This is a genomic window from Candidatus Pelagibacter ubique HIMB140, from assembly GCF_025558165.1.
GTDB classification, from domain to species: domain Bacteria; phylum Pseudomonadota; class Alphaproteobacteria; order Pelagibacterales; family Pelagibacteraceae; genus Pelagibacter; species Pelagibacter ubique_T.
This window is the reverse complement of the sequence record NZ_LAMZ01000001.1, coordinates 1,266,312-1,288,699: the sequence shown is the minus strand read 5'-3', so window position 1 is coordinate 1,288,699 and position 22,388 is coordinate 1,266,312. Positions and strand designations below refer to the sequence as shown.

Annotated in this window: 20 protein-coding genes; 6 read left to right on the top strand and 14 right to left on the bottom strand. The window is 31.2% G+C overall.

From position 1 onward, the window contains the following. Positions 1-2 precede the first annotated feature (2 nt). From VP90_RS06900 to VP90_RS06880, 5 genes are read right to left on the bottom strand one after another with little or no spacing between them, the layout of a single operon-like run. Positions 3-1,301 (bottom strand): PQQ-binding-like beta-propeller repeat protein, encoded by a 1,299-nt coding sequence (locus VP90_RS06900; RefSeq protein WP_262590381.1) that lies wholly within the window; start codon positions 1,299-1,301, stop codon positions 3-5. Further along, on the bottom strand, positions 1,294-1,938 hold the full coding sequence (locus VP90_RS06895) for a tetratricopeptide repeat protein (protein WP_262590380.1): 645 nt from the start codon (positions 1,936-1,938) through the stop codon (positions 1,294-1,296). Before VP90_RS06895 ends, VP90_RS06900 begins: the two co-directional genes overlap by 8 nt. A 1-nt stretch (position 1,939) precedes the next feature. Then, positions 1,940-4,609, bottom strand: coding sequence for an aconitate hydratase AcnA (gene acnA / locus VP90_RS06890; protein WP_262590379.1), 2,670 nt, complete (start codon positions 4,607-4,609; stop codon positions 1,940-1,942). Between the two features lie 3 nt (positions 4,610-4,612). After that, positions 4,613-5,206 carry a LysE family translocator gene (locus VP90_RS06885; RefSeq protein WP_262590378.1) on the bottom strand — a complete coding sequence of 198 codons (594 nt, stop codon included), beginning with the start codon at positions 5,204-5,206 and terminating at the stop codon, positions 4,613-4,615. A 2-nt stretch (positions 5,207-5,208) separates the two neighbouring features. Then, positions 5,209-5,550: a tRNA-binding protein gene (locus VP90_RS06880; RefSeq protein WP_316963664.1), complete on the bottom strand. Its 342-nt coding sequence runs from the start codon at positions 5,548-5,550 to the stop codon at positions 5,209-5,211. Positions 5,551-5,577: 27 nt separating this feature from the next. Between VP90_RS06880 and argE the strand changes: the two genes are divergently transcribed. Continuing rightward, positions 5,578-6,756 carry an acetylornithine deacetylase gene (gene argE, locus VP90_RS06875; RefSeq protein ID WP_262590376.1) on the top strand — a complete coding sequence of 393 codons (1,179 nt, stop codon included), beginning with the start codon at positions 5,578-5,580 and terminating at the stop codon, positions 6,754-6,756. Here the strand turns inward: argE and VP90_RS06870 are convergent. Both VP90_RS06870 and speB read right to left on the bottom strand, forming a co-directional pair. Continuing rightward, complete coding sequence (locus tag VP90_RS06870; RefSeq protein WP_262590375.1) at positions 6,753-8,186, bottom strand: aldehyde dehydrogenase family protein; 1,434 nt, start codon at positions 8,184-8,186, stop codon at positions 6,753-6,755. The two genes, argE and VP90_RS06870, sit on opposite strands and share 4 nt — an antisense overlap. A gap of 20 nt (positions 8,187-8,206) precedes the next feature. Beyond that, positions 8,207-9,166, bottom strand: coding sequence for an agmatinase (speB, locus tag VP90_RS06865; protein ID WP_262590374.1), 960 nt, complete (start codon positions 9,164-9,166; stop codon positions 8,207-8,209). A gap of 53 nt (positions 9,167-9,219) precedes the next feature. Between speB and VP90_RS06860 the strand changes: the two genes are divergently transcribed. Both VP90_RS06860 and VP90_RS06855 read left to right on the top strand, forming a co-directional pair. Next, a complete protein-coding gene (locus VP90_RS06860; RefSeq protein ID WP_262590373.1) occupies positions 9,220-9,948 on the top strand; it encodes a putative zinc-binding metallopeptidase in 729 nt (242 codons plus the stop codon). Next, entirely contained in the window at positions 9,945-10,595 is a 651-nt protein-coding gene (locus VP90_RS06855; RefSeq protein ID WP_262590372.1) for a peptidylprolyl isomerase, read from the top strand. Before VP90_RS06860 ends, VP90_RS06855 begins: the two co-directional genes overlap by 4 nt. On the opposite strand, the gene VP90_RS06850 is transcribed toward VP90_RS06855, so the two are convergent. After that, positions 10,588-12,810, bottom strand: coding sequence for a 3-hydroxyacyl-CoA dehydrogenase/enoyl-CoA hydratase family protein (locus tag VP90_RS06850; protein WP_262590371.1), 2,223 nt, complete (start codon positions 12,808-12,810; stop codon positions 10,588-10,590). The genes VP90_RS06855 and VP90_RS06850 overlap by 8 nt on opposite strands. 105 nt (positions 12,811-12,915) lie before the next feature. Here VP90_RS06850 and VP90_RS06845 point away from each other — a divergent pair, with 105 nt between their 5' ends. Further along, the gene (locus tag VP90_RS06845) at positions 12,916-14,043 is read left to right on the top strand and encodes a thiolase family protein (protein ID WP_262590370.1); all 1,128 of its coding nucleotides are present in this window, start codon (positions 12,916-12,918) and stop codon (positions 14,041-14,043) included. Positions 14,044-14,045: 2 nt separating this feature from the next. On the opposite strand, the gene VP90_RS06840 is transcribed toward VP90_RS06845, so the two are convergent. The 6 genes from VP90_RS06840 to VP90_RS06815 all read right to left on the bottom strand — a co-directional run bounded on the left by VP90_RS06840 (position 14,046) and on the right by VP90_RS06815 (position 20,516). Further along, on the bottom strand, positions 14,046-14,900 hold the full coding sequence (locus tag VP90_RS06840) for an ABC transporter permease (RefSeq protein ID WP_262590369.1): 855 nt from the start codon (positions 14,898-14,900) through the stop codon (positions 14,046-14,048). Between the two features lie 2 nt (positions 14,901-14,902). After that, positions 14,903-16,165, bottom strand: coding sequence for an ABC transporter permease (locus VP90_RS06835; RefSeq protein WP_262590368.1), 1,263 nt, complete (start codon positions 16,163-16,165; stop codon positions 14,903-14,905). Between the two features lie 69 nt (positions 16,166-16,234). After that, the gene (locus VP90_RS06830; protein ID WP_262590367.1) at positions 16,235-17,353 is read right to left on the bottom strand and encodes an extracellular solute-binding protein; all 1,119 of its coding nucleotides are present in this window, start codon (positions 17,351-17,353) and stop codon (positions 16,235-16,237) included. Positions 17,354-17,469: 116 nt separating this feature from the next. Next, the gene (locus tag VP90_RS06825; protein ID WP_262590366.1) at positions 17,470-18,555 is read right to left on the bottom strand and encodes an ABC transporter ATP-binding protein; all 1,086 of its coding nucleotides are present in this window, start codon (positions 18,553-18,555) and stop codon (positions 17,470-17,472) included. 45 nt (positions 18,556-18,600) lie between these two features. Continuing rightward, entirely contained in the window at positions 18,601-19,770 is a 1,170-nt protein-coding gene (locus VP90_RS06820; RefSeq protein ID WP_262590365.1) for a M24 family metallopeptidase, read from the bottom strand. Continuing rightward, positions 19,770-20,516 carry a maleate cis-trans isomerase family protein gene (locus tag VP90_RS06815; protein WP_262590364.1) on the bottom strand — a complete coding sequence of 249 codons (747 nt, stop codon included), beginning with the start codon at positions 20,514-20,516 and terminating at the stop codon, positions 19,770-19,772. The genes VP90_RS06820 and VP90_RS06815 overlap by 1 nt, the downstream gene beginning before the upstream one ends. A 59-nt stretch (positions 20,517-20,575) precedes the next feature. Here VP90_RS06815 and VP90_RS06810 point away from each other — a divergent pair, with 59 nt between their 5' ends. Next, positions 20,576-21,445, top strand: a complete 870-nt coding sequence (locus tag VP90_RS06810; RefSeq protein WP_262590363.1) for a DMT family transporter — start codon at positions 20,576-20,578, stop codon at positions 21,443-21,445. Continuing rightward, positions 21,445-22,386 (top strand): NAD(P)-dependent oxidoreductase, encoded by a 942-nt coding sequence (locus tag VP90_RS06805; RefSeq protein ID WP_262590362.1) that lies wholly within the window; start codon positions 21,445-21,447, stop codon positions 22,384-22,386. Before VP90_RS06810 ends, VP90_RS06805 begins: the two co-directional genes overlap by 1 nt. Positions 22,387-22,388 lie beyond the last annotated feature (2 nt).

Here is a 22,388-nt window from a genome sequence, read left to right as displayed (position 1 = left end):
ATTTAATTGTACTGTACGATAGAACCGTTTCTAACTACATACAAATTATTATTAAATATAAATGGTTCTGAAACAATATCTCCAGAAACTTTTTCTACGTTTAAAACTTTTCCTTCACTTAAATCAGCAATTATTATTTTTCCATCAGAATTTGTTAAATATAGATTGGTATTACCTATAACAAGACCAACTGGTTCAATTTCTTTTCTTTTTTTAATTTTATAATTTTTAAAAAGATCTGTAATTCTAAGAATGTTGCCTTTGTTTTTTTCAACTACATACAAATATCCATCATTAGAAACTGTAAAAATCAAATTACCAGTAATTATAGGAGTAATGTTAGAATTTAAATCATTTATCCAATTAACTACTCCTGTTTTAACATCTACTGAATAAAATTCATTTTTATTGTTTGAAAAAAAGATAGATTTTCCATCTGATACTAGTTTTGATATTTTAAAATTATAAGTTTCATTAATAATACTGCTGCTTTGAGTTGGTAGCTGCCAAGTGATTAATCCAGTCTCAACATCAACTGCCGTGATATCTCCAATTGAGTTACTAAACACCACCATTTCATCAATTACAATTAATGAATATTTTGCATTTGATATTGTAAAAGAATCTTCTGTTTGTAAATTCCAACATTCAGATCCATCTTCAATTTTATAACATCTCAAAGTATTTTTATAATCAACTACAAAAATTTTGTTTTTATAACTTTTGATATCTGAATTAAATGGATAGGTGTTATTTTTTGTCCAATTCAATTCACCTGTTTCAAGATTAATCGAATAATATTTAGCAATACTGTCCGTTACTAAAATATTGTTTTCTTTAATTGCAAAATTTAACTTAGGTCTTAATTTTTTTTCTGACTTAGTGTAATGATTTTTTTTCCATAACACTTTTTTATTATTATCGTATCTAATAATTGTACCCTTTTTATCAAAGAAAATTAATCCATCTGATAGGAAAATTGGCTTGTAATTAAGATTATTTATTTCATCTAACTTTGAAAATTTAAAACTACCAATTTTTTCTAATTGACCCTCATAGCTTTGAGCGCCGTAGTTATTGGTATTATCTATTATTTTGTTGGTTGTTCTTAATCCAGATAAATCAAGTTTAACTTCTTGATTAAATTCAGAGGCTTTTACCTCTTCCTCTGCAAATATTTTTTTTACATTTTCTTTTTCTGATAAATCTTTTTCCTTGTCTTTCCAAATTCTTGAATTTTCATTGAAAGAACAATTATTTAGAAGAAAAAATGTAATAAATAATGCTAATAGTCTAATCACTCAAATCTCTGTTTAATCTTTTCTCTGATTCTATTCTTATATCTGGATTTGGATTTTCTAAAGTCGTTATTTGTTGAAAAAATTCTTTTGCTTTTTGTTTTTGATCTTGTGCATAAAAATATTCGGCCATTAAGTATAATGCGTGCGATTTCCATACACTTTCTGAATTAATTAATGGATTTAGCATATTTAGTAAATCAGCTTCATTTGCCTGATCTGCATTAAATAGTGCTTTTTTATAGATAACTAAATTTTTAATTTCTTTATCTAGTGATGTTTCATCGATTATGACATCAAATAATTTATTAACCTCGCTTTGATCTGAAAGGAGATTGTTATCAATTATAAAATAAAGAGAGAGCGGAGAATAAGTTGGATCTTTTTGATTAATTATCTCTAACAATTTATTTAAAGTTGTGTCTTTAGAATTTTCAGAATGATCGATCGTAATTGCATTAAAATTATCAGATATCTGTTTTTTTTTATCAGTTGTATATTTATCGTAACTGTAAACACCTATTACAACCAAAACTAAAACAATAACTGAAGAAATTAGAACCTTTTTGTTATTTACAAAAAAGTTCTTAATTTTTTCGTTTCTAGTATTTGCATTTATTATTGATAAATCTTCATCCATATCAAATCATGTTCCTTAGCACATATTGGAGAATTCCTCCATTTTTATAGTACTCCATTTCATTTTTAGTATCTATTCTAGATAAAGTCTTCACTTTTTTAATTTCTCCAGAGATATATTTGATCTCTATAACAACTTCATCAGAAGGATTTATGCCTTTTTCAATATCAACTACACTTATTAGTTCTGAACCAACTAAATTTAAGCTTTTTCTGTTTTCTCCATCTTTAAATTGCAGTGGTAAAATTCCCATTCCAATTAAATTTGATCTATGAATTCTTTCAAAGCTTTCAGCAATAACTGCTTTTACTCCTAAAAGTTTAGTTCCTTTAGCAGCCCAATCTCTCGAAGAGCCAGTTCCATATTCTTTACCACCTATTACTACTAAATCAGTTCCTCTTTTTTTATACTCAACAACTGCATCATAAACAGGCATTACTTTTTCTTCAGGATATAATTTTGTAAATCCACCTTCAGTTCCTGGTGCCATTTCATTTCTAATTCTAATATTTGCAAAAGTTCCTCTCATCATAACTTCATGATTTCCCCTTCTTGAACCGTAAGAATTATAATCTTTAGGTAAAATTTGATGTTCCATAAAATATTCTCCAGTCGGACTATCTTTTTGTATGCTTCCAGCTGGTGAAATGTGATCTGTTGTTATCATATCACCTAATATTAATAACGGTCTTGCATCTTTAATTTCTTTAAATCCTTCTGGCTCATCAGACAAACCTTCAAAGAATGGAGGTTTTTTTACATAAGTTGAACCTTCATCCCATTTATAAATACTGCTTTTTTCAGTTTTAATTTGTTGCCATTGAGTAGGACCGTCGGAAACATTTGAGTATCTTTGGATAAACATATCAGCATTCAAAGATTGTTTTAAAGTATCCTCTATTTCTTGATTTGATGGCCAAATATCTTTCAAAAATATATCTTTCCCATCTTTACTTTTTCCAAGAGGGTCTTTGTATAAATCAAACTCCATATGTCCAGCAATTGCGTAAGCAACCACTAATGGTGGAGAAGCTAAATAGTTTGCTTTAATATGTGGGGAAATTCTTCCTTCAAAATTTCTATTTCCTGATAGTACAGAAACGGCGTGAATATTTTCTTTTTGGATTGCCTCTACTATATTTTCAGGTAATGGTCCTGAGTTTCCAATACAAGTAGTGCATCCGTATCCAACTAAATTAAAACCTAATTGATCTAAATAAGTATTTAAACCAGCTTTTTCTAAATAGTCAGTCACTACTTGAGATCCAGGTGCTAATGATGTTTTAACCCAAGGCTTAACTTCTAATCCATGCTCAACAGCTTTTTTAGCAAGCAAACCTGCTCCAATTAAAACATTTGGATTTGAAGTATTGGTACATGAAGTTATAGCAGCAATTAAAATTGAACCATCTTGAATTTCATAATCAGTATTTGAAACTTTTGATATTGATTTTTTATCTTTATTAGTTGCTTCAGATAAAACTTTTTTAAATGAAGTTGGTGCATCAGTTAACAAAACTTTATCTTGAGGTCTTTTTGGACCAGAAATAGTTGGTACAACTGTGGACATGTCCAAAGAAATTACATCAGTAAACTCTAAATCGTTACTTGCCCACAAACCTTGTTCTTTTGCATATTTTTCAACTACTTCAACAGTGTGCTGATCTCTTCCTGAAAATTTTAAATATTTTAAAGTTTCATCATCTATTGGAAAAAAACCACAAGTAGCACCGTATTCTGGAGCCATATTTGCAATAGTTGCTCTATCTGCAAGAGTTAGATTTTTTAAACCATCTCCATAAAATTCTACAAATTTTCCAACAACACCTTTATCTCTTAACATTTTAACCACTGTCAAAACAAGATCTGTTGCCGTTGTACCTTCGGGCATTTTATTTTTAACTTCAAAACCAATCACTTCAGGTATCAACATAGATATAGGTTGGCCTAACATTCCTGCTTCTGCTTCAATACCACCTACTCCCCAGCCTAAAACAGAAAGTCCATTAACCATCGTTGTATGGCTGTCTGTGCCGACAAGTGTATCTGGAAATATATATTTCTCACCTTTAAATTCTTCAGACCAAACTACTTTAGATAAGTATTCTAAATTTACCTGATGACAAATTCCTGTTCCTGGAGGGACAATTCTAAAATTATCAAAAGCTTGTTGTCCCCATTTTAAAAATGAATATCTCTCACCATTTCTATTGAATTCAATATCTACGTTTTTTTCAAATGAATCTGCTTTTGCAGATTGATCAACTTGAACAGAATGATCAATTACAAGATCAACTGCTGATAATGGATTGATTGTATTGGGATCTTTATTTTTTTCTTTAACAGCCTCTCTCATTGCAGCTAAATCTGCAACAGCAGGAATTCCTGTGTAATCTTGAAGCAAAACTCTAGCAGGTCTATATGCAATTTCAGTTTTTGATTTTTTTGTTTTCAGCCAATTTTTAATTGCTTCTATTTGAGATTTTGTAACACTCAAATCATCTTCGTATCTTAATAAATTTTCTAATAAAACTTTTAGAGATTTTGGAAGTTTATTAATTCCATCTAGCCCATTTTTTTCTGCTTCGCTTAATGAATAATAATTATACTCTTTCTTGTTGATGTTAATTTTTTTAAGAGAATTATAAGAATTTTTGTTTCCTGGTGTCATATTTTATAAATAAAAAGTTATTATGCTTGTTAAAAGAAGCAGTGACATAGCATAATTAAAATAATTAATAAATTTCTGATTTGTCGCAAATTTCCTAAAGAATTTACCCAAAAATGTCCAAAGAGTTATACTCGTTACAGAAACTAGTAAAGCCATAACAAGAATTTGAGTCGTATAACTCATAAATGTTTCTCCTGGGTTTATATAAGTAGATACAAGAATTATAGATGCAATTACACCTTTTGGATTTAGAAACTGAAAGATAAAAGTTTCATGAAATTTAATCGGATTTTTATTTTTATTTTCTTGATTTGATGGACCTGAAAAAGAAATTTTATAAGCTAAATAAATCAAAAATAGAGTTCCTAAATATTTTAATATTTCTTGAATTAAAGGATAAAGCTTAAATATATTAATCAATCCTAAAGCTAGGCATAATAACAAAAATGGAAAACCTAGTGTAACCCCGATTATATGTGGAAGTGTTCTAACTATACCAAAGTTAAAACCAGAATAAAAAGCTACAAAGTTATTAGGACCAGGTGTAAATGCAGCAACAATTCCAAATAAAGTTATCGAGAGAATTTCAGGATGCATTACTAAGCAATTGGTAAACCATTCTCAGCTTTTTGTGATGGGTGTACTAAAGTAACTTTCCCTTCAGCATCTATTGCTCCTAAAACCAATACTTGTGAAACTACACCAGCAATATTTTTCTCAGGAAAATTACAAACTGCCATGACCTGCTTTCCTTTTAAATTCTCCTCATTGTAATAATGAGTAATTTGAGCTGATGATTGTTTGATGCCAATTTCACTTCCAAAATCTACTTCAACTACTAAAGATGGTTTTCTAGCCTTTTCATTTTTTTTAACTGAAATTACAGTGCCAACTCTAATATCTACTTTGTCAAAAATGTCATAGGTAATTTGCTCTTTAATCATAATATAATATAGTGTTTTAAGTATATGAGTATAGATAACAATTTATATGAAAAATCAATCAAGATTTTAACTGACTTAATTGCATTTAAAACTATCTCAGGCCAAGATAATAGTAATTTGATTGATTATTGTGAAAACATTTTAAATAACATCGGAATAGATACTTTCAAAGTTTACGATGATGATAAAAAAAGAGTTAATCTTTTTGGAACTTTAAAAGCAAAAAATCAAAGTACAAAAAAACCAATCATTCTATCAGGACACACTGATGTAGTTCCAGTTTCTAAAGGTTGGAGCACCGATCCATTCGTTGCAACAATTAAAAAAGATAAACTTTATGGAAGAGGCTCATGTGACATGAAAGGTTTTATTGCATGTACACTTGCTTATGCGCCAATCTTTAAAGAAAGTAATTTAGATAGAGACTTACATTTCTGTTACACTTTTGATGAAGAGACTGCATGTATTGGTGCTCCTCTGTTGATAGAGGAGTTAAAAAAAAGAGATATCAAAAATGGAATTTGTATAATTGGAGAACCAACTACAATGAAAATAATAGATGCTCACAAAGGCATGAATGAATATACAGTTCACTTTGGAGGACTAGCAGGACACAGTTCAAAACCACATTTAGGAGTAAATGCTGCAGAATATGCCACTAGGTATGTAGGAAAACTTTTAGAGATAAGAGAAGAGCTAAAAAAAAGAGTTAAAGAAAATAGTATTTTTGATCCTCCACATTCAACTTTATCAATTGGAGGCATTAAAGGTGGTATTGCTCATAATGTCATTGCAGACAAATGTAGTGTTGAATGGGAAACAAGACCAGTTGTCAAAGAAGATGGAGAATTTGTAACAAATGAAATTGATAAATATGCAAATGAAGTACTTCTACCAGAAATGAAAAAAGTATTTCCAGATTCTTATATTAAAAAAGAAACAATTGGTGAAGTGGTTGGTTTTAATAGATTAGATGAATCTGAAGCATGCGAATTTGTATCAAATATAACTGGTGATAATTCCAGAGAGGTAGTTTCTTTTGGAACGGAGGCTGGTTTATTCCAAGAATTAGGAATCAGTACTGTTGTTTGTGGACCTGGATCTATAGAACAAGCTCACAAAATTGATGAGTTCATAGAATTAAATGAAATGAAAAAATGCCTTAAATTTTTAGAAGGTGTAAAAGATAAATCGGTAAATTAACTCCAACCACCTACAGCTTTTACCTCTAAAAATTCTTCTAAACCGTGTTCACCTGCTTCTCTACCAATACCAGAGTGTTTAAAACCTCCAAAGGGTGCATCAACTGCAATACCGGCTCCATTAACATCCACCATTCCAGATCTTAATTTTCTAGCAACTCTTTGAACTTTTTCAGAGTCTTGGGTTTGAATATAGTTTGTTAATCCATAAGAAGTATCATTTGCAATTTTAATTGCCTCTTCTTCTGTTTCAAATGGGATAACAGATAGAACAGGTCCAAAAATTTCAGTTCTTGCAACATCCATATCATTATTTACATCTGCAAATACAGTTGGTTTAACAAAGTAACCTTTGTCTAATCCATCAGGTTTGCCTGTTCCTCCAGCAACTAATTTTGCTCCTTCATCAATACCTTTTTGAATTAAAGTTTGAATTTTATTGTATTGAGTTTCTGAAATAACTGGACCTATGTGCTCTCCTTCTTTTTTAGGATCACCCACTTCAAAATTTTCAGTATATTTTTTTAATCTCTCTATAGCTTCATCATACATTGATTTTTCAACCAACATTCTTGTTGGGGCATTACAAGATTGTCCAGAATTTCTAAAACATCTTAAAGCACCTCTTTCAATTGCTTCTGGATCAGCATCTTTAAAAATTATATTTGCGCCTTTACCACCTAATTCTAAGCTTACTCTTTTAAAATCTTTAGCAGCATTTTGAGAAATCAAAGCTCCAGCTCTTGTTGAGCCTGTAAAAGAAATCATATTAATATCTGGATGGCTTGTGAGAGCATCACCTGTTGTTGCTCCATCTCCATTAACTAAATTAAACACACCTTTTGGAAATTTTACTTCATCAATAATTTCAGCAAGTATCATTGATGAAAGTGGCGCTAATTCTGATGGCTTTAATACCATTGTGCAACCTGCAGCAATTGCTGGCATTACTTTTAAACAAACTTGGTTCATTGGCCAATTCCAAGGTGTTATTAATGCACAAACACCTTTAGGTTCATAAATTAATCTTTGGTTAGGAGCGTGTTCTCCCAATGGTTTTTCAAATTCGAAATTTTTCAAATATCTGATAAATGATTTAATATGACTTGCTCCTGTTCCTGCTTGTAATTTTGTAGCAAAATCTTTTGGTGCACCCATTTCAAGAGTTATGGCTTCTGCAATATCTGCCCATCTTTTTTTATAATTTTCATAAAGTTTTTCTAATAATGCAATTCTTTCTTCTTTAGAGGAAAAGGCCCAAGATTCGTAAGCATCTTTTGCTGCAGCAACTGCTAAATCAACATCTGCTTTATTTCCCAAAGTAATTACAGCACAGTTATCTTCTGTAGCTGGATCGATTACTTTAATTTCTTCAGTACTGTTTGGTTTAACCCAAGCACCATTAATATAAAAATTCTTTTTATCTAACATGATTTAAAATTATCCTTTCCTTATGATTTTGCAAATAAATTTGTTAATTCGTAAACTATTGTTGCAGCTGCAAGAGATGTAACTTCAGCATGATCATATGCTGGTGAAACCTCTACTACATCAGCTGAAACTAAATTTAATCCAGACAACCCCCTTAAAACATTTACCATTTCTCGTGTGGTCATTCCCGCTATCTCTGGTGTTCCTGTACCAGGTGCAAAAGCTGGATCTAACACATCAATATCTATAGATAGATAAAGTGGATTATCTCCTACTCTTTTTCTAATCCTTTCTGCAATTTTATCTGTTCCTTCAGTTTGAAATTCATCACAGTGAATTATTTTAAAACCAAAACTTTCATCATTTTTTATATCATCTCTACTGTAAAGAGGTCCTCTTATTCCCACATGCATTGAGGCATCATCTAAAAATAGACCTTCTTCTCTTGCTCTTCTAAAAGGAGTTCCATGTGTATATGGAGCACCGAAATAAGTATCCCAAGTATCTAAATGAGCATCAAAATGAACTAAAGAAACTGGTCCTTTATTTTTTTTATTAATTGCTCTTAACAATGGTACTGCAATTGTATGATCGCCACCTAAACTAATTATTCCACCTACTTTGTTTAATAGATCAGTTGCTCCCTCTTCTATTTGTTTAATAGCTTCATCAATGCTAAACGGATTACACGGAATATCTCCTGCATCTGCAACTTGTTGAATTTTAAAAGGTTCCACATCATAACTTGGATGATAATTTGTTCTTAAATGTCTAGATGCTTGTCTTATACTCTGAGGACCAAATCTCGCTCCTGGTCTATAACTGGTTCCAGCATCAAACGGAACACCAACAATCGCTACATCACAGCTCTCAACATCTCTTAATTCTGGTAATCTTGCAAAAGTACTTGGGCCAGCATATCGAGGTACTTTTGTTCCACTTACTGGTTGAATAGGATTTTTGTTTCTTTCTTTTGTCATTTTTTAATAATCTAAGATAATATTATCTAATCTAATTCGTCTATAATAAATTAATGAAAATTATTATTTTATTCATCTTAATATTTCAGTTTTCACAGGTAAATGCTGATGAAATATATAATCTAATCAAAATTCCGAACTTGGAAATCTATAAACTAAAAAATGAGAACAATATACGTTATTTAAATGCAAAAGGAGATTTTAAAATAGGAGTAGATGACAACATTACTTGCAATAAGACAAATCAAGAAAATCTTAATACAAAATTTCCAGTCATTGAGAGAAATATTAAAAGATATAATTCTAAATTTCTTAAAAAAATAGATTTAAAATATGTTGTATTTTGTGAAGGGTTATTTATTTCGAACATCAATACTGGCGGAATACCAGACAACAAAAATAGAACTTTAATATTAGATATAAACTTTAACGAAAAATATTTTGAAAGAATGATTCATCATGAGATTTTTCACATGATTCAAAATAGTTATGAGGATGATTTTAATGATCAAAAATTTTCTTTATTTAATAATTCTGATTTTGAATATGCTGAATGTTCCACTTGCTCAGATAGATTAAATTTAGATTTATATAAAAATACTAATGGTTTTTTAACAGAATACTCTAAATCAATTCCATCAGAAGATATGGCTGAAATCTTTTCTTTTTTAATGGTTAATAAAAATTTGATTGAAGAGAAAATAAAAAACGACCCTGTATTAAATAATAAGGTTAATTTTATTAAATTAAATATATCTAAAATTGATGAAAATATTTTATGATTAAAACAATTAAAGCATCAAAATCAGAAAAAATTTTATTTATTTTTTTAATAGTTTTGGCCGTTTCTGCTTTTTCATCTTTTTTTTTATTAAAAAGTAAATGTCTATTTATAGACAGCAATGATTTAAAAACATTAAACTTTAAAAACCCAGATAATATTGCGGTAATGAATTTAGAATGTGGAAATGTTATTATTGAGTTATATCCTGAAATCTCTCCTAAAGCTGTTAAAAGATTTAAAATATTAATTGAAAAAAAAATGTATGATGGCTCAGCTTTCTATAAGGTAGTTGAAAATACTTTAGTACAAGCTGGTGATATTGAATTTGGGAACATTAAATATTTAGATTACTCAAAAATTGGAAGTGGAAAATCAGGATTAGGATTATTAAAATCAGAACTTAGTGATGATTTTGAATTTACTGAAGGTAGTGTTGGTTTTGCAAGATCAACGGAATTTGACTCTGAAGATAGTGAATTTTTTATTACCTTGAAAGATATCCCAATTTATCAAGGAGAATATACTCCGATTGGAAAGGTAAAGTTTGGTCTAGATATTCTTAAGAAAATTAAAACAGGGAATAAAGCAATCTATGTACTAAGACCTGATTATATAAACACTTTTAGAATGTTAGAGACTAATTAACTAAAGGTTTTCCAGTTGAAAGAGTGTGTTTAATTCTTTCTTGAGTTTGCTTGGTTTCTATCAATCTCATAAAAGAATCTAACTCTAATTTATATAGATCATCTTCTGATAAAGTTTTATCTAAATTTGTATCACCACCACTTAAAACATTTGCTAGTTCAGTTCCAACATGCATTCCATGATCTAATATTATTTTATCATTATATAATTTCTCTAAAACTTTAATCATCTTTTCTTTCAAAGGTTTTCCAGATAAATTAAATTTGCACTCTTCTGGAGGAACAAAATCATTGTTTTGATGAATAAGTTTTTTCGCCTCTTCAAAAAGACTGTTTCTATTCATGATTTTTTTATCCTCAGGTTTTAAGTATTTTAAAGGCTCAGCTTCTACAGGAGAAGTTGCCGTTTTTGCGTATCCAATAATATCAAATACTTTTAAAGGAGCATAATCAGGATCAGATTTTGCCTCATTAGTTTGTGACCATCTCCATAACATTTCTTTACATCCACCTCCAGCTGGCACCAATCCAACAATTGTTTCTACAAGACCAACCACAATATTTGTGTGTGATGCGACAAAGTTACTTTGAACTAAAACTTCAAAACCACCGCCTAAAGTAAGACCTGAAGGTGCAGAAACTACTGGGTACTTAGAATATTTTAATGTTTTGCAGGTATCCTGAAAGTATTTAATAAATTTTTCTATAGATTTGAAATCATTCTTGTCTGCAAAATTCATCGTATAACTCAAATTCACACCTGCAGAAAATTGCATACTTTCATTCATAACAATAAGCGGTTTGTCAGTTGCATTTTTTAATGCATCCATTGAGTCGTAATCTAATGCACAAGCTTTTGTAGTAAATTCGACAATATTAAAATCTTTAAAACGATGAATTTCAGCAGAATTATTTTTATCTACTTTTATTGCTGTTGGTCTAATTTTTCCTAGTGTTTCAATATCAGTATATAATTGTCTTTCTCCATAAAAGTTTTCATCTTTTGACTTAGATAAATTTTGTAAAAATTTATTATTTTCAAAATTATCTATCCTTGAAAAAAAGTTTTCTACTCCAATTGATTTTAACATTTCAAAAGGACCCAATGCCCAATTGAAACCAAGTCTCATTGCTTCATCTATATCGTTGAACTTATCTGTAATTCCTGGAACAAGAGAAGACGCATATTTAATTATTTTAGAAATTACTTCCCAAGCATATTCTCCATATTTATCTTTTTGATTAATTAAATTATTAATATCTACAGTCTCAATTCCTAAATCTATTTTTTTTGAGGTTGTATATTCTCCTGTTTCTAAATTGATAGCTTCTAATACTTTTTGGTTTCCGCTTTTATTCATTCTATAAAAACCACCTTTTCCTTTACGTCCAGTGTAACCAGTATCGATCAATTTTTTTACTAAGGGAATTTCTTTTGCAACAATTTGAAATTCATCATTATCAGAAAGCTCTTTAATAAAGCTTTTTAAAACATCAGCCATCAAATCAATTCCAATTAAGTCATATAAGCCAAAAACTCCTGTTTTAGGTATGCCCATTGGTCTCCCAAAAACTGCATCGGCTTCTTCAATTGATAGTTTCATCTTGAATGCCTCAGTCATTGCTACCTGCATTGCATAAACACCTATTCGATTTCCTAAGAAACCAGGTGTATCATTACAAACGATAGCACCTTTACCTAATTCAATTTCACAAAATTTTTTGAGAGAATTGATTTTATTTAAATCATTATTTTCATTTTTTACAATTTCAAGTAACCCCATGTATCTAACTGGATTAAAAAAATGAGTAATACAAAAATCTTTTTTTTCCTCATCAGTTAATTTTTCTGATAAAACTTTAATTGGGATAGATGATGTGTTTGATGAAACAATTGCTCCCTGTTTTCTATTCTTAAATATTTTTTCATAAATATTGTGCTTTATATCAATTCTTTCAACAACAGCCTCAACAACCCAATCAGCTTCTTTTACTACATCAAAATTATCATTAATATTTCCAACTTTAATGTTTTCAATTTTGGTTTTATCTAAAAGTAATGGAGGTCTTGATTTATGAATTCTGTCTCTAGCTTTTTCGGATATTTCTGTTGTTAAATCTAAAAGAGTTACAGGTACATTTGCGTTACACAGGTGTGCTGCAATTCCACTACCCATCGTACCGGATCCAATAACAACTACTTTTTTTATATCCATATATGACAAACTTTTATTGAATTAATCAAAAACTTGAAATAAGACAAATTTCCTGATTAATTAAATTGGTAAGCTATATAAATTAACACAATATTAAAGAGAAAAATGTACAATTCAGTAATAGTTGGTTATTCCAGATCACCTTTTGCAATGGCAAATAAAGGGAAATTAATAGATGTAAAACCAGTTAATCTGCTAGCTGAAGTAATTAAAAATCTTGTTTCACAATCAAAAATTAATCCAAAAGAAATTGATGATGTTGTTGTTGGGTGCGCTTTTCAAGTTGGTGAACAGTGTTTCAATATTGGAAGATTAGTAACTTTTTTATCAGATCTAGATATGAGAATTCCAGGTATGTCTGTAGATAGATGGTGCGGATCTTCAATGGAAGCAATTCATATCGCAGCCGGGAAAATAGCAATGGGATCAGGTAAGATATTTATTTGTGGAGGTGTTGAAAGCATGACAAGAGTTAGAACTGGCTTTGATCCTTTGCCCTACCCTTATTCTAATGGAGCAAAACAAAATCCACATTTATATTTATCAATGGGAATTACTGCTGAAAATGTTGCAAAAAAATATAATATTTCAAGGACAGAGCAACAAGAGTTCTCATTGGAAAGTCATAGAAAAGCAAATGAAGCCCAACAAAAAGATAAATTTAAAAGTGAAATTACTAAGATAGGTGATTGTGAAACAGACGAAAATATTAGACCCAATAGTACAATGGAAAAACTAGATAGTTTAAAGTTAGTATTTGATCAAAATGGAACAGTAACAGCTGCAACTTCATCTCCTCTAACTGATGGAGCTGCTGCAACTCTGATATGCGAAGAAAATTTTGCTAAAGAGAATGATTTAGAAATTCTTGGGAGAATAAAATCTACTGCTGTTGAAGGATGTGATCCAAATTTTATGGGATTAGGACCAATTTCAGCGACTAAAAAAGCTTTGGAGAGAGCTAAACTTTCAATAAAAGACATTGATATTGTGGAGTTAAATGAAGCTTTCGCATCTCAATCACTAGCTTGTATCAAAGATTTAGAAATAGATATTAATAAAGTAAATTTAGATGGTGGTGCAATTGCTTTAGGACATCCTTTGGGTGCAACAGGTGCAAGGATAGCAGGTAAAGCTGCACAACTTTTAAAAAGAGAGAATAAAAAATACGCTCTTGCTACTCAATGTATTGGTTTAGGAATGGGGATTGCAACTATAATTGAAGCAGTTTAATTTTATCTATTAATTCCTCTTAATCTTTCAGATCTTCTTCTTAATAATTCTGCACTAATTAATATTAAAGTTGAAAGAATAATTAAACATGTTGCAACAGCTAAAATTGTTGGACTAAGCTGCTCTCTTAAACCAGTCCACATTTGTACTGGAATTGTAGTATTTTCTAAACCAGCAAGAAACAAAACTACAACTACTTCATCAAATGAAGTTACAAATGCAAATAAACCACCAGAAATTACACCTGGTAATATCAATGGAAGAGTAATTTTCATGAACGTATTTACAGGGTTACTACCTAAGCTAGATGCCGCTCTTGTTACACTATGATCAAATCCTGATAATGTTGCAGTTACTGTAATTACAACAAATGGAGTTCCTAGGATTATATGAGCAAAAACTATTCCTGTATGTGTTGCTGCTAAACCAACTTTTGCCATGAAAAAAAATATCGCAACACCTGATATAATTAAAGGAACAATCATTGGTGAAATTAAAGTAGCCATTATAATTCCCTTATAAGGCATGTGCCTACTGCTTAAACCTAGCGCAGCCAATGTTCCAAGTATTATCGATCCTATCGTTGCAAATATTGCAATTATAAAACTATTTTTTGCAGCTAGTCCCCATGGGTTTTTGGTTCCATAGACCATATCCTTGTACCATCTTAGAGAAAAGGCATCAGGATCAAGATTTTTCATTCCTTCAGAAAAAACTAAAAATTCTTCAGCATTAAATGATAATGGAAATATTACGAATAAAGGCGCAACTAAAAAGAAAAATACAAATGCACAAATAGCTAAATAAACATAATGCCAAATTCTATAACGCGTTTCTGTATAACTTGGTAATGCCATCTTTATCCTAATTTAATATTATCAACTCCAACTAATTTGTTATAAATCCAATACACAACTAAAACTCCAGTTAACAACATCAATCCCATTGCAGATGCAAAGCTCCAGTCTAAAGTTGTTTTCATATGATATGCGATCTGGTTACTTATCAAAGTTCCAGAAGCACCTCCTACCAATGCTGGGGTAATGTAATATCCAATTGCCAATATAAATACTAATAAACATCCTGCTCCTATACCTGGAATAGTTAATGGGAAATAAACTTTCCAAAATGCAACAAAAGGTGTTCCTCCTAAAGATTTTCCAGCTCTCATTAAGCTTGGAGAGATTGTTTTCATAACACTGTAAAGTGGAAGAACCATAAATGGTAATAATATTTGTGTCATTGCTACATATGTTCCAACTTTATTGTACATCATTTCAGGCCTGTTATTGTCAGCGACTAATCCTATCATCACAAAGAAGTCATTAACGACACCTTGTTGCTGTAATAAAATCATCCAGCTCGCTGTTCTGACTAATAATGAAGTCCAAAATGGTAGAAGAACACAGATCATTAATAGATTTGAGTACTTCATTGGTAATGTAGCTAATAAATGAGCAATAGGATAACCCATTGCAAAACAAAATAGAGTTACAAAAAAAGCAATTTCAAGCGTTCTTAGCCACAAAATTCTATGAATTCTTCGATCCTCATCTACTTGGGCAATACTTCCATCGGCCGCATAATACATATCCATACCTTTTAAATACTTAGCCAATGTATATGGTGGAGCTGTTCTTTTAATGGCTTGCCAGTACTCAACTTTTCCCCAATTTTTATGGACCTTCATCATCTGCTCTTTAATACTTGCGCTTTCTTCAATCTTTTTTCTTTTAATATTTCTAAACAACCTTTTGGTTGTTGAATTAAAACCATTTTTTTCTTTATTTAATCTTTGACCTAGTTTTCCATGTTCTTGTTTTTCAACAAGAGCTTTGTAGTCATAATAAAAAGCAGAAAAAACTTCCTCAGGAGGTAGTTCTTGTCCGTCCCAGTTTTCCATTTCCTTAAATGTTTTAGGAAGCATATTTGTAATCATTTTGTCATCAATACTTCTCGTAAACATTTCTCCAATTGGAAATATATAAGTGATGACTAAAAATAATAATAAAGGAGCTACTAGAAGGAAGGCTTTAACTTTATTCTTCCGTTCTGCTTTCTTCAAACTGACTTCTAGTGGTATTCCATCAGTTGTTAAAATTTGTTTTGTTTCAGAGCTCATAAAAAAATAGGGCGGTTAATTAATAACCGCCCTAAATATATTATATAAATTCAGTGATTAAAACTGAAATTATAGGCCTGCTTTGAAAGCTTCCCACTTTTCACCAATCTCTGTTCCATAGTCAGCCCAGAAGAATGGGTCTACTAAGAAATAGTTTTTAGTGTTAGCAGGAGCTGTTGGCATTTGAGGCATCATTTCTGTTTTACCATCTTTGTACCATGGCTCACCAGCAGTGATTACATCAAGAGAAGATTTTCTCCATGGAGCATATGCAATGTACTTTGCGCTACCAGCTAACATTTCAGTGTTAGTCATCATAGCTAAAGCTTTTTTAGCATTTGCTTCATCTGGACCACCCTTAACTAAAGCAAAGTATTCGTAGTCAAGACCTTGACCATCCCATACTTGTTTAATTGGAGCACCTTCACCAACTTCAGCATTAAAGAATCTTCCGTTCCAACCAGTTGCCATTACAACTTCACCAGCAACTAATAATTCAGGTGGTTGAGCACCTGCAGACCAGAATACACATCCACCATTTGGATCTGTACATAGTGTTTTAATTTTAGCTAACGCTCTGTCGATTCCACCATCTGATAAAAGTTTTCTATAAACTCTTTCACCGCCGTCACCTAACTTCACGCCATCCGCAGCCAAAGCAATTTCTAAATTAGTTAAAGCACTAGTGTAGATTGCTCTTTTTCCTGGGAATTTTTTAGTGTTAAAGAAGTCTTTAATAGTTTTAGGCTCTTTACCACCGAATGCTCTTGTATCAAAAGCATAGTTCCAAGAATACAAGATGTTTCCTACAGCACATTCACTTGGCATTTCTGTGAAAAAGTCTTCACTTGCAGGAGTTCCATCTGGTGCAGCTGGGAAGTCTTTGTCAAAATCAAATTTAACAAATAAACCTTCATCACATCCGTTAATTGTATCGAATGCAAATAAGTCTATGATATCCCAAGTAATAGCACCCGCTTCTTTTTGTGCTTTAATTTCTGATAAACCACCAGAGTAATCAACCCAGTTGATTTCTACTCCTAGTGCTTTAGCAGTTGGATCACCATACCCTAACTTTTGAGATTCTGTATAAGCTCCACCCCAAGATGCAACAGTAACTGCAAATGCTGATGAAGTTATTGAAAGAGCAAAAGAAAGAGCAAGTAATAATTTACTTAATTTTTTCATTATTCCTCCGTTTAAACGTTAATATAAATTAATTTATATAATTAAAGTACACCAAAATGAGCAAGTGAAGTCAACAGCTCATTTTATCTAATGTTATTTTGGATATTTATTTGAAATTATTTAGGATCTAAAGCTCTAGCATCAACACTGTTCCAACCAATTTTGATATCTTCTTTTACTTTTAGCTCAAGGTTAGAGGTGCTGTTTGGTACTTTTAAAATAAACTCAGAACTACCAAGTAAATCTAATCTTACTCTTGTATGATCACCATGGTAAATTACTTCCTCAATTTTTCCAGTGAACATATTATCCATTTTATCAGTTGGATTTATCAATGCTCTTTCTGGTCTTAAAGATACTGTAGTTTTTTCACCTTTTGATTTTACCGAAATAGGGTTAGCTAATATTTCTGCATTACCTAATTTTACTTTACATTTATCTTTATCTATATCAGAGACCTCACCATTAAATGTATTATTTTCACCAATAAATTCTGCAACAAAAGAGTTTACTGGTTTCTCATATAGCTCTGCTGGATCAGATAACTGTTGAACTTTACCATCGTTAAATACAGCTATTCTGTTTGACATAGTAAGAGCTTCACTTTGGTCATGAGTAACGTACACAACAGTAACACCAATACTTTCGTGGATATGTTTAATTTCATACTGCATGCTCTCTCTTAAATTTTTATCTAATGCACCAAGTGGCTCATCCATTAAAACAACAGCGGGATCAAATACAAGCGCTCTTGCAACAGCAACCCTTTGTTGTTGTCCCCCAGAAAGTTGCGCTGGCATTCTAGATTCAAATCCATTTAAAGAAACCATAGACAAAGCTTTGTCTACTTTTTTATCAATTTCATCTTTTTCAACTTTTCTTACTCTTAAAGGAAAGGCTAAATTTTCATAAACTGTCATGTGTGGAAACAATGCATAATTTTGGAACACCATTCCAATTCCTCTTTTGTGAGGTGGGATGTTTGAAATAATATTTCCATCTAATAAAATTTCTCCATTAGTTGGGGTTTCAAATCCAGCTAACATCATTAAACAAGTTGTTTTACCTGAACCAGATGGTCCAAGCATCGTTATAAATTCACCTTCAGCAATATCTAATTGAAGATCTTTAACGACGAGTACTTTACCGTCATAACTTTTATCTACTTTATCAAATTTTACGAATTCTGGATTTTTAGACATAAAGTTGATTATTAAACATTTGTGAAAGTAGATTTCAATAGTAAATTAACTCTTGATATGAAGCTCTTTTGGAAAATTACAAAATAACTCTGAACCGTTTTCTGTAACCCTAATAGCCTCAGACGCTTCAACGCCCCAGTCACCAAATTGCATAACAGCAATCATATGAAAACAAACATTAGGCTCAAGTACTGTCTTGTCTCCTTTGTATATATTAAGAGTATGCTCTCCCCAATCAGGAGGGTAACCAATCCCTATTGAATAACCAGTTCTTGATCTTTTTTCGATACCATATTTATCGAGTATTTTCCAAAAAGCTTGAGCAACATCATCTACCGTATTTCCTGCTTTTATTGCGCCAATACCAGTGTTTAAGGCTTCAATAGTTTTATTCATCGTATCAATTTTTAATTGATTGGGTTTTCCAAGTAAAACTGTTCTAGCCATTGGCGCATGATACCTTTTATAAACTCCAGAAAGTTCAATAATCGTTGCTTCTCCCTCAACAAATTTATCTTGTGTAGCGGTCAAATGTGAAGCAGAAGTACCTTTTCCTGTTGGAAGAAGAGTTGCAATACTTGAATATTCACCACCAAATTCCTCTGTTCCATAAAAAAGTGCTTTTTGAATTTCACCAACCGCATCACACTGCCTTACACCAGGTTTAATAACTTCCATTGCAGTTTTCATTCCTTGTTCTGAAATTTTTGCTGCTGACTTCATGTAATTTATTTCTGCGTCAGATTTTGTAAATCTTGCCCAATTCACCAATCGATCACTGTCTTTGATTTTGGCATTTGGCAAACCTTGTTTTATTTTTTCATAACAAAAAGCTGTAAAATAGTGAGCATCCATCTCTAGTCCAATTGATAGATTATCCCATTTTCTCTCTTTAATTATTTCGACCAATCTATCATAAGGATGTTTTGGCCAAGTATGAATGTACTCTTCATCATACACTAAAATATTTTCATCTTTTAAATAAGTTTTTATATAAGCACCACCTGCATCTTGAGCTCTTACAAAACATAATGGTTCGTCTGCATTTACATGAACGATTGCACATTGAGCATAATAGAATGACCAGGCGTCATAACCAGTTAGATAATATAAATTATTTGTGTCATGAGAAATTAAAAGTTCGATGCCTTTTTCTTGCATCATTTTTTGAACTTTTTTTAATCTTTGTTTGTATTCTTCTTTAGTAAATGACATTAGTTTGCCTCAAATAGTTTTCCAAATCCCTCAACAGAGTTATTTTTATTTATTTTTACAAGCGTATCCCAAATTAATGCTTGATTACTAGATAAAACTACTGTGTTCAATTTTTTTTCAAGTTTATCAATTATTGGCAACACGGGTAAAGCTGTACACGAAACAAACAAAGCCTCTGCCCCATTTAAATCAATTTTAGATAATACTTCATATAAATAATCTTGATCTACTTTACCAATGTCATAATCAGCCTCGATATCAAAGTAAGAATTAGAGGTAATTTCAAATCCCTCAGTTTTAAAATATTCTAAGACCTCATCATTTAGTTTTTTACTATATGGTGTGAACAAAGAAATTTTTTTTATATTTAATTTTTTTAAAGCTTTAATTGCTGCAGTGCTAGGCGTTGTAACGTCAGCCATTGGTTTTGCTGCTTTTACTTTTTGTTCAATAGAATTATATCCAGCTGCAATGGTCCCGGAGGTACAGCCATAAACAACACAATCAATATCTTGATCTGGTAAAATATCTTTTGCAACTTCAGTTACTTTATTAGACATTTTAATCAGGTTTTCTCGAGTTAATGGATTGTAACACTCAATACGGTTAACAAAAAAATCAATTTCCCTATCTTTTATGACATTAATGAAATCTCTCTCAATCATAAAGTCACTTGCAAGAGCTATTAAACCAACTCTTGGATTTGATTTACTAATGTATTTTGGATCTATTTTTGTTGAATTCATATTTTAAAAGATGAATATACCAGAAGTTCTTTAATAATCATTAATATTAAATTAACGACATGAATTTAAAAGATACCTTCATTGCATCGCTAGTTCCGATTTTTTTAGGCTTTGGTTTTGTCATTGCAAAACCAGCTTTCGATTCTTTTCCACCAATTTTATTAATGGGTTTAAGATTTATCTTTGCAGCTTCAATTTTAATTTGGTGGTTTCCAATACCAAGGGGCTACTTGCTAAAAATCTTCATAGCTTCTTTAATAGCTAATACTTTGCAATACAGTATTACTTACTCCGGGTTAGACTTGATTGATGCTTCATCTGCGGTTTTGTTAGTACAAATGGAAGTACCGTTTGGAGTTATTTTTGCTTACTTTATGCTTAAAGAGAAACCAACAGTTAGAGCTTTAATTGGTATTGGTATAGCATTTATCGGTGTTTATGTTTTAACTGGCTCACCAAATTTAGATGGAAAAATTATTGGTATTGGATTGACGATACTAGGCTCTGCTATTTGGGCTCTTGGGCAAGTAATGGTGAAACCTTTAAGTAAAGAAATTAATCCTTTAGCATTGGTTGCTTGGATGGCATTATTTTCTGGTCCAATTTTAATATTACTTTCAGCAATCATTGATGGAAATACTATAAATTATATCTCTAATGCAAAAATTGATCATTGGATTATTGCAATCTACATTGGTTTTATAATGCAGCCTGTAACATATGGTTGCTTTTATTATGTCATAAAAAATAATCCTATTTATAAAGTTCTACCTATTGTAACCATGGGAATTCCTCCAACTGGATTGTTGGCTGCAATTTTTCTTTTAGGAGAAGAGCCAACCAAAGAACTATTCATTGGTGGAGCAATAATAATTGTTGGTGTCATATTAATAGTTTTTACAAAAAATAAAAAAGAAGAGGTAAAATAATGAAGATAGGTTTTATAGGTCTAGGAAATGTAGGTGCTAAACTTGCAGGAAGTTTATTAAGAAATGGATTTGACTTAACAGTAAGAGACGTAGATCAAAATTTAACAAATCAATTTAAAAGTTCTGGAGCAAAAGTTGCAAATTCTGGAAAAGAACTTGCAGAACAAGTTGATCTGGTAATTACTTCTTTGCCATCGCTAAAAGTAAGTGCAGAAGTTATGGAAGCTGAAGATGGAGTACTTCAAGGCCTTTCTGAAAATAAAATTTGGCTTGAAATGAGTACTACTGATGAAGCTGAGGTAAAGAGAATTGGAGAAAAAGTAATTGCAAAAAACGCTATACCTTTAGATGGCCCAGTAAGTGGTGGTTGTCATAGAGCTGCAACAGGAAATATTGCAATTTTTGTAGGTGGTAAGAGAAAAGCATTTGAAAAAATTTTGCCTGTTTTAACAGTCATGGGAAGAAAAGTGTTGCATACTGGTGAATTGGGTACAGCAAGTACTCTTAAAGTAATTACAAATTATTTAGCTTCAGTGCATTTGGTAGCTTTAGGAGAGGCTTGGACAGTTGCTAAAAAATCTAACCTAGATCTTGAAAAAACATTTAAAGGGATTGCCGCATCCTCAGGTAATTCATTTGTTCACGAAACAGAAAGTCAAGTAATTTTAAATGGTTCTTATAATATAAACTTTACAATGGATTTAGTTTTAAAAGATACAGGATTATTTGATGATCTTGCCAAAAAGTTAAATGCTCCACTGGAGATATCTCCAAAAGTTGTTGAAATATTTAAAGATGGACAAAAAAAATATGGATCTAGAGCGTGGTCTTCTATGATCGTAAAAAGGATGGAAGATTTAAACAATATTGATTTTAGAGCCAAGGGTTTTCCAGAGGAATTAGTTGATAATGAGCCCGAGGAAAAAGGATATGAAATTTAAAT

Bases quoted from the DNA above. Each gene is read 5' to 3' on its own strand.
- VP90_RS06895 (WP_262590380.1), bottom strand. From the start codon at position 1,938: ATGGATGAAGATTTATCAATAATAAATGCAAATACTAGAAACGAAAAA.
- acnA (WP_262590379.1), bottom strand. From the start codon at position 4,609: ATGACACCAGGAAACAAAAATTCTTATAATTCTCTTAAAAAAATTAAC.
- VP90_RS06885 (WP_262590378.1), bottom strand. From the start codon at position 5,206: ATGCATCCTGAAATTCTCTCGATAACTTTATTTGGAATTGTTGCTGCA.
- argE (WP_262590376.1), top strand. From the start codon at position 5,578: ATGAGTATAGATAACAATTTATATGAAAAATCAATCAAGATTTTAACT.
- VP90_RS06870 (WP_262590375.1), bottom strand. From the start codon at position 8,186: ATGTTAGATAAAAAGAATTTTTATATTAATGGTGCTTGGGTTAAACCA.
- speB (WP_262590374.1), bottom strand. From the start codon at position 9,166: ATGACAAAAGAAAGAAACAAAAATCCTATTCAACCAGTAAGTGGAACA.
- VP90_RS06860 (WP_262590373.1), top strand. From the start codon at position 9,220: ATGAAAATTATTATTTTATTCATCTTAATATTTCAGTTTTCACAGGTA.
- VP90_RS06855 (WP_262590372.1), top strand. From the start codon at position 9,945: ATGATTAAAACAATTAAAGCATCAAAATCAGAAAAAATTTTATTTATT.
- VP90_RS06850 (WP_262590371.1), bottom strand. From the start codon at position 12,810: ATGGATATAAAAAAAGTAGTTGTTATTGGATCCGGTACGATGGGTAGT.
- VP90_RS06845 (WP_262590370.1), top strand. From the start codon at position 12,916: ATGTACAATTCAGTAATAGTTGGTTATTCCAGATCACCTTTTGCAATG.
- VP90_RS06840 (WP_262590369.1), bottom strand. From the start codon at position 14,900: ATGGCATTACCAAGTTATACAGAAACGCGTTATAGAATTTGGCATTAT.
- VP90_RS06835 (WP_262590368.1), bottom strand. From the start codon at position 16,165: ATGAGCTCTGAAACAAAACAAATTTTAACAACTGATGGAATACCACTA.
- VP90_RS06830 (WP_262590367.1), bottom strand. From the start codon at position 17,353: ATGAAAAAATTAAGTAAATTATTACTTGCTCTTTCTTTTGCTCTTTCA.
- VP90_RS06825 (WP_262590366.1), bottom strand. From the start codon at position 18,555: ATGTCTAAAAATCCAGAATTCGTAAAATTTGATAAAGTAGATAAAAGT.
- VP90_RS06820 (WP_262590365.1), bottom strand. From the start codon at position 19,770: ATGTCATTTACTAAAGAAGAATACAAACAAAGATTAAAAAAAGTTCAA.
- VP90_RS06815 (WP_262590364.1), bottom strand. From the start codon at position 20,516: ATGAATTCAACAAAAATAGATCCAAAATACATTAGTAAATCAAATCCA.
- VP90_RS06810 (WP_262590363.1), top strand. From the start codon at position 20,576: ATGAATTTAAAAGATACCTTCATTGCATCGCTAGTTCCGATTTTTTTA.
- VP90_RS06805 (WP_262590362.1), top strand. From the start codon at position 21,445: ATGAAGATAGGTTTTATAGGTCTAGGAAATGTAGGTGCTAAACTTGCA.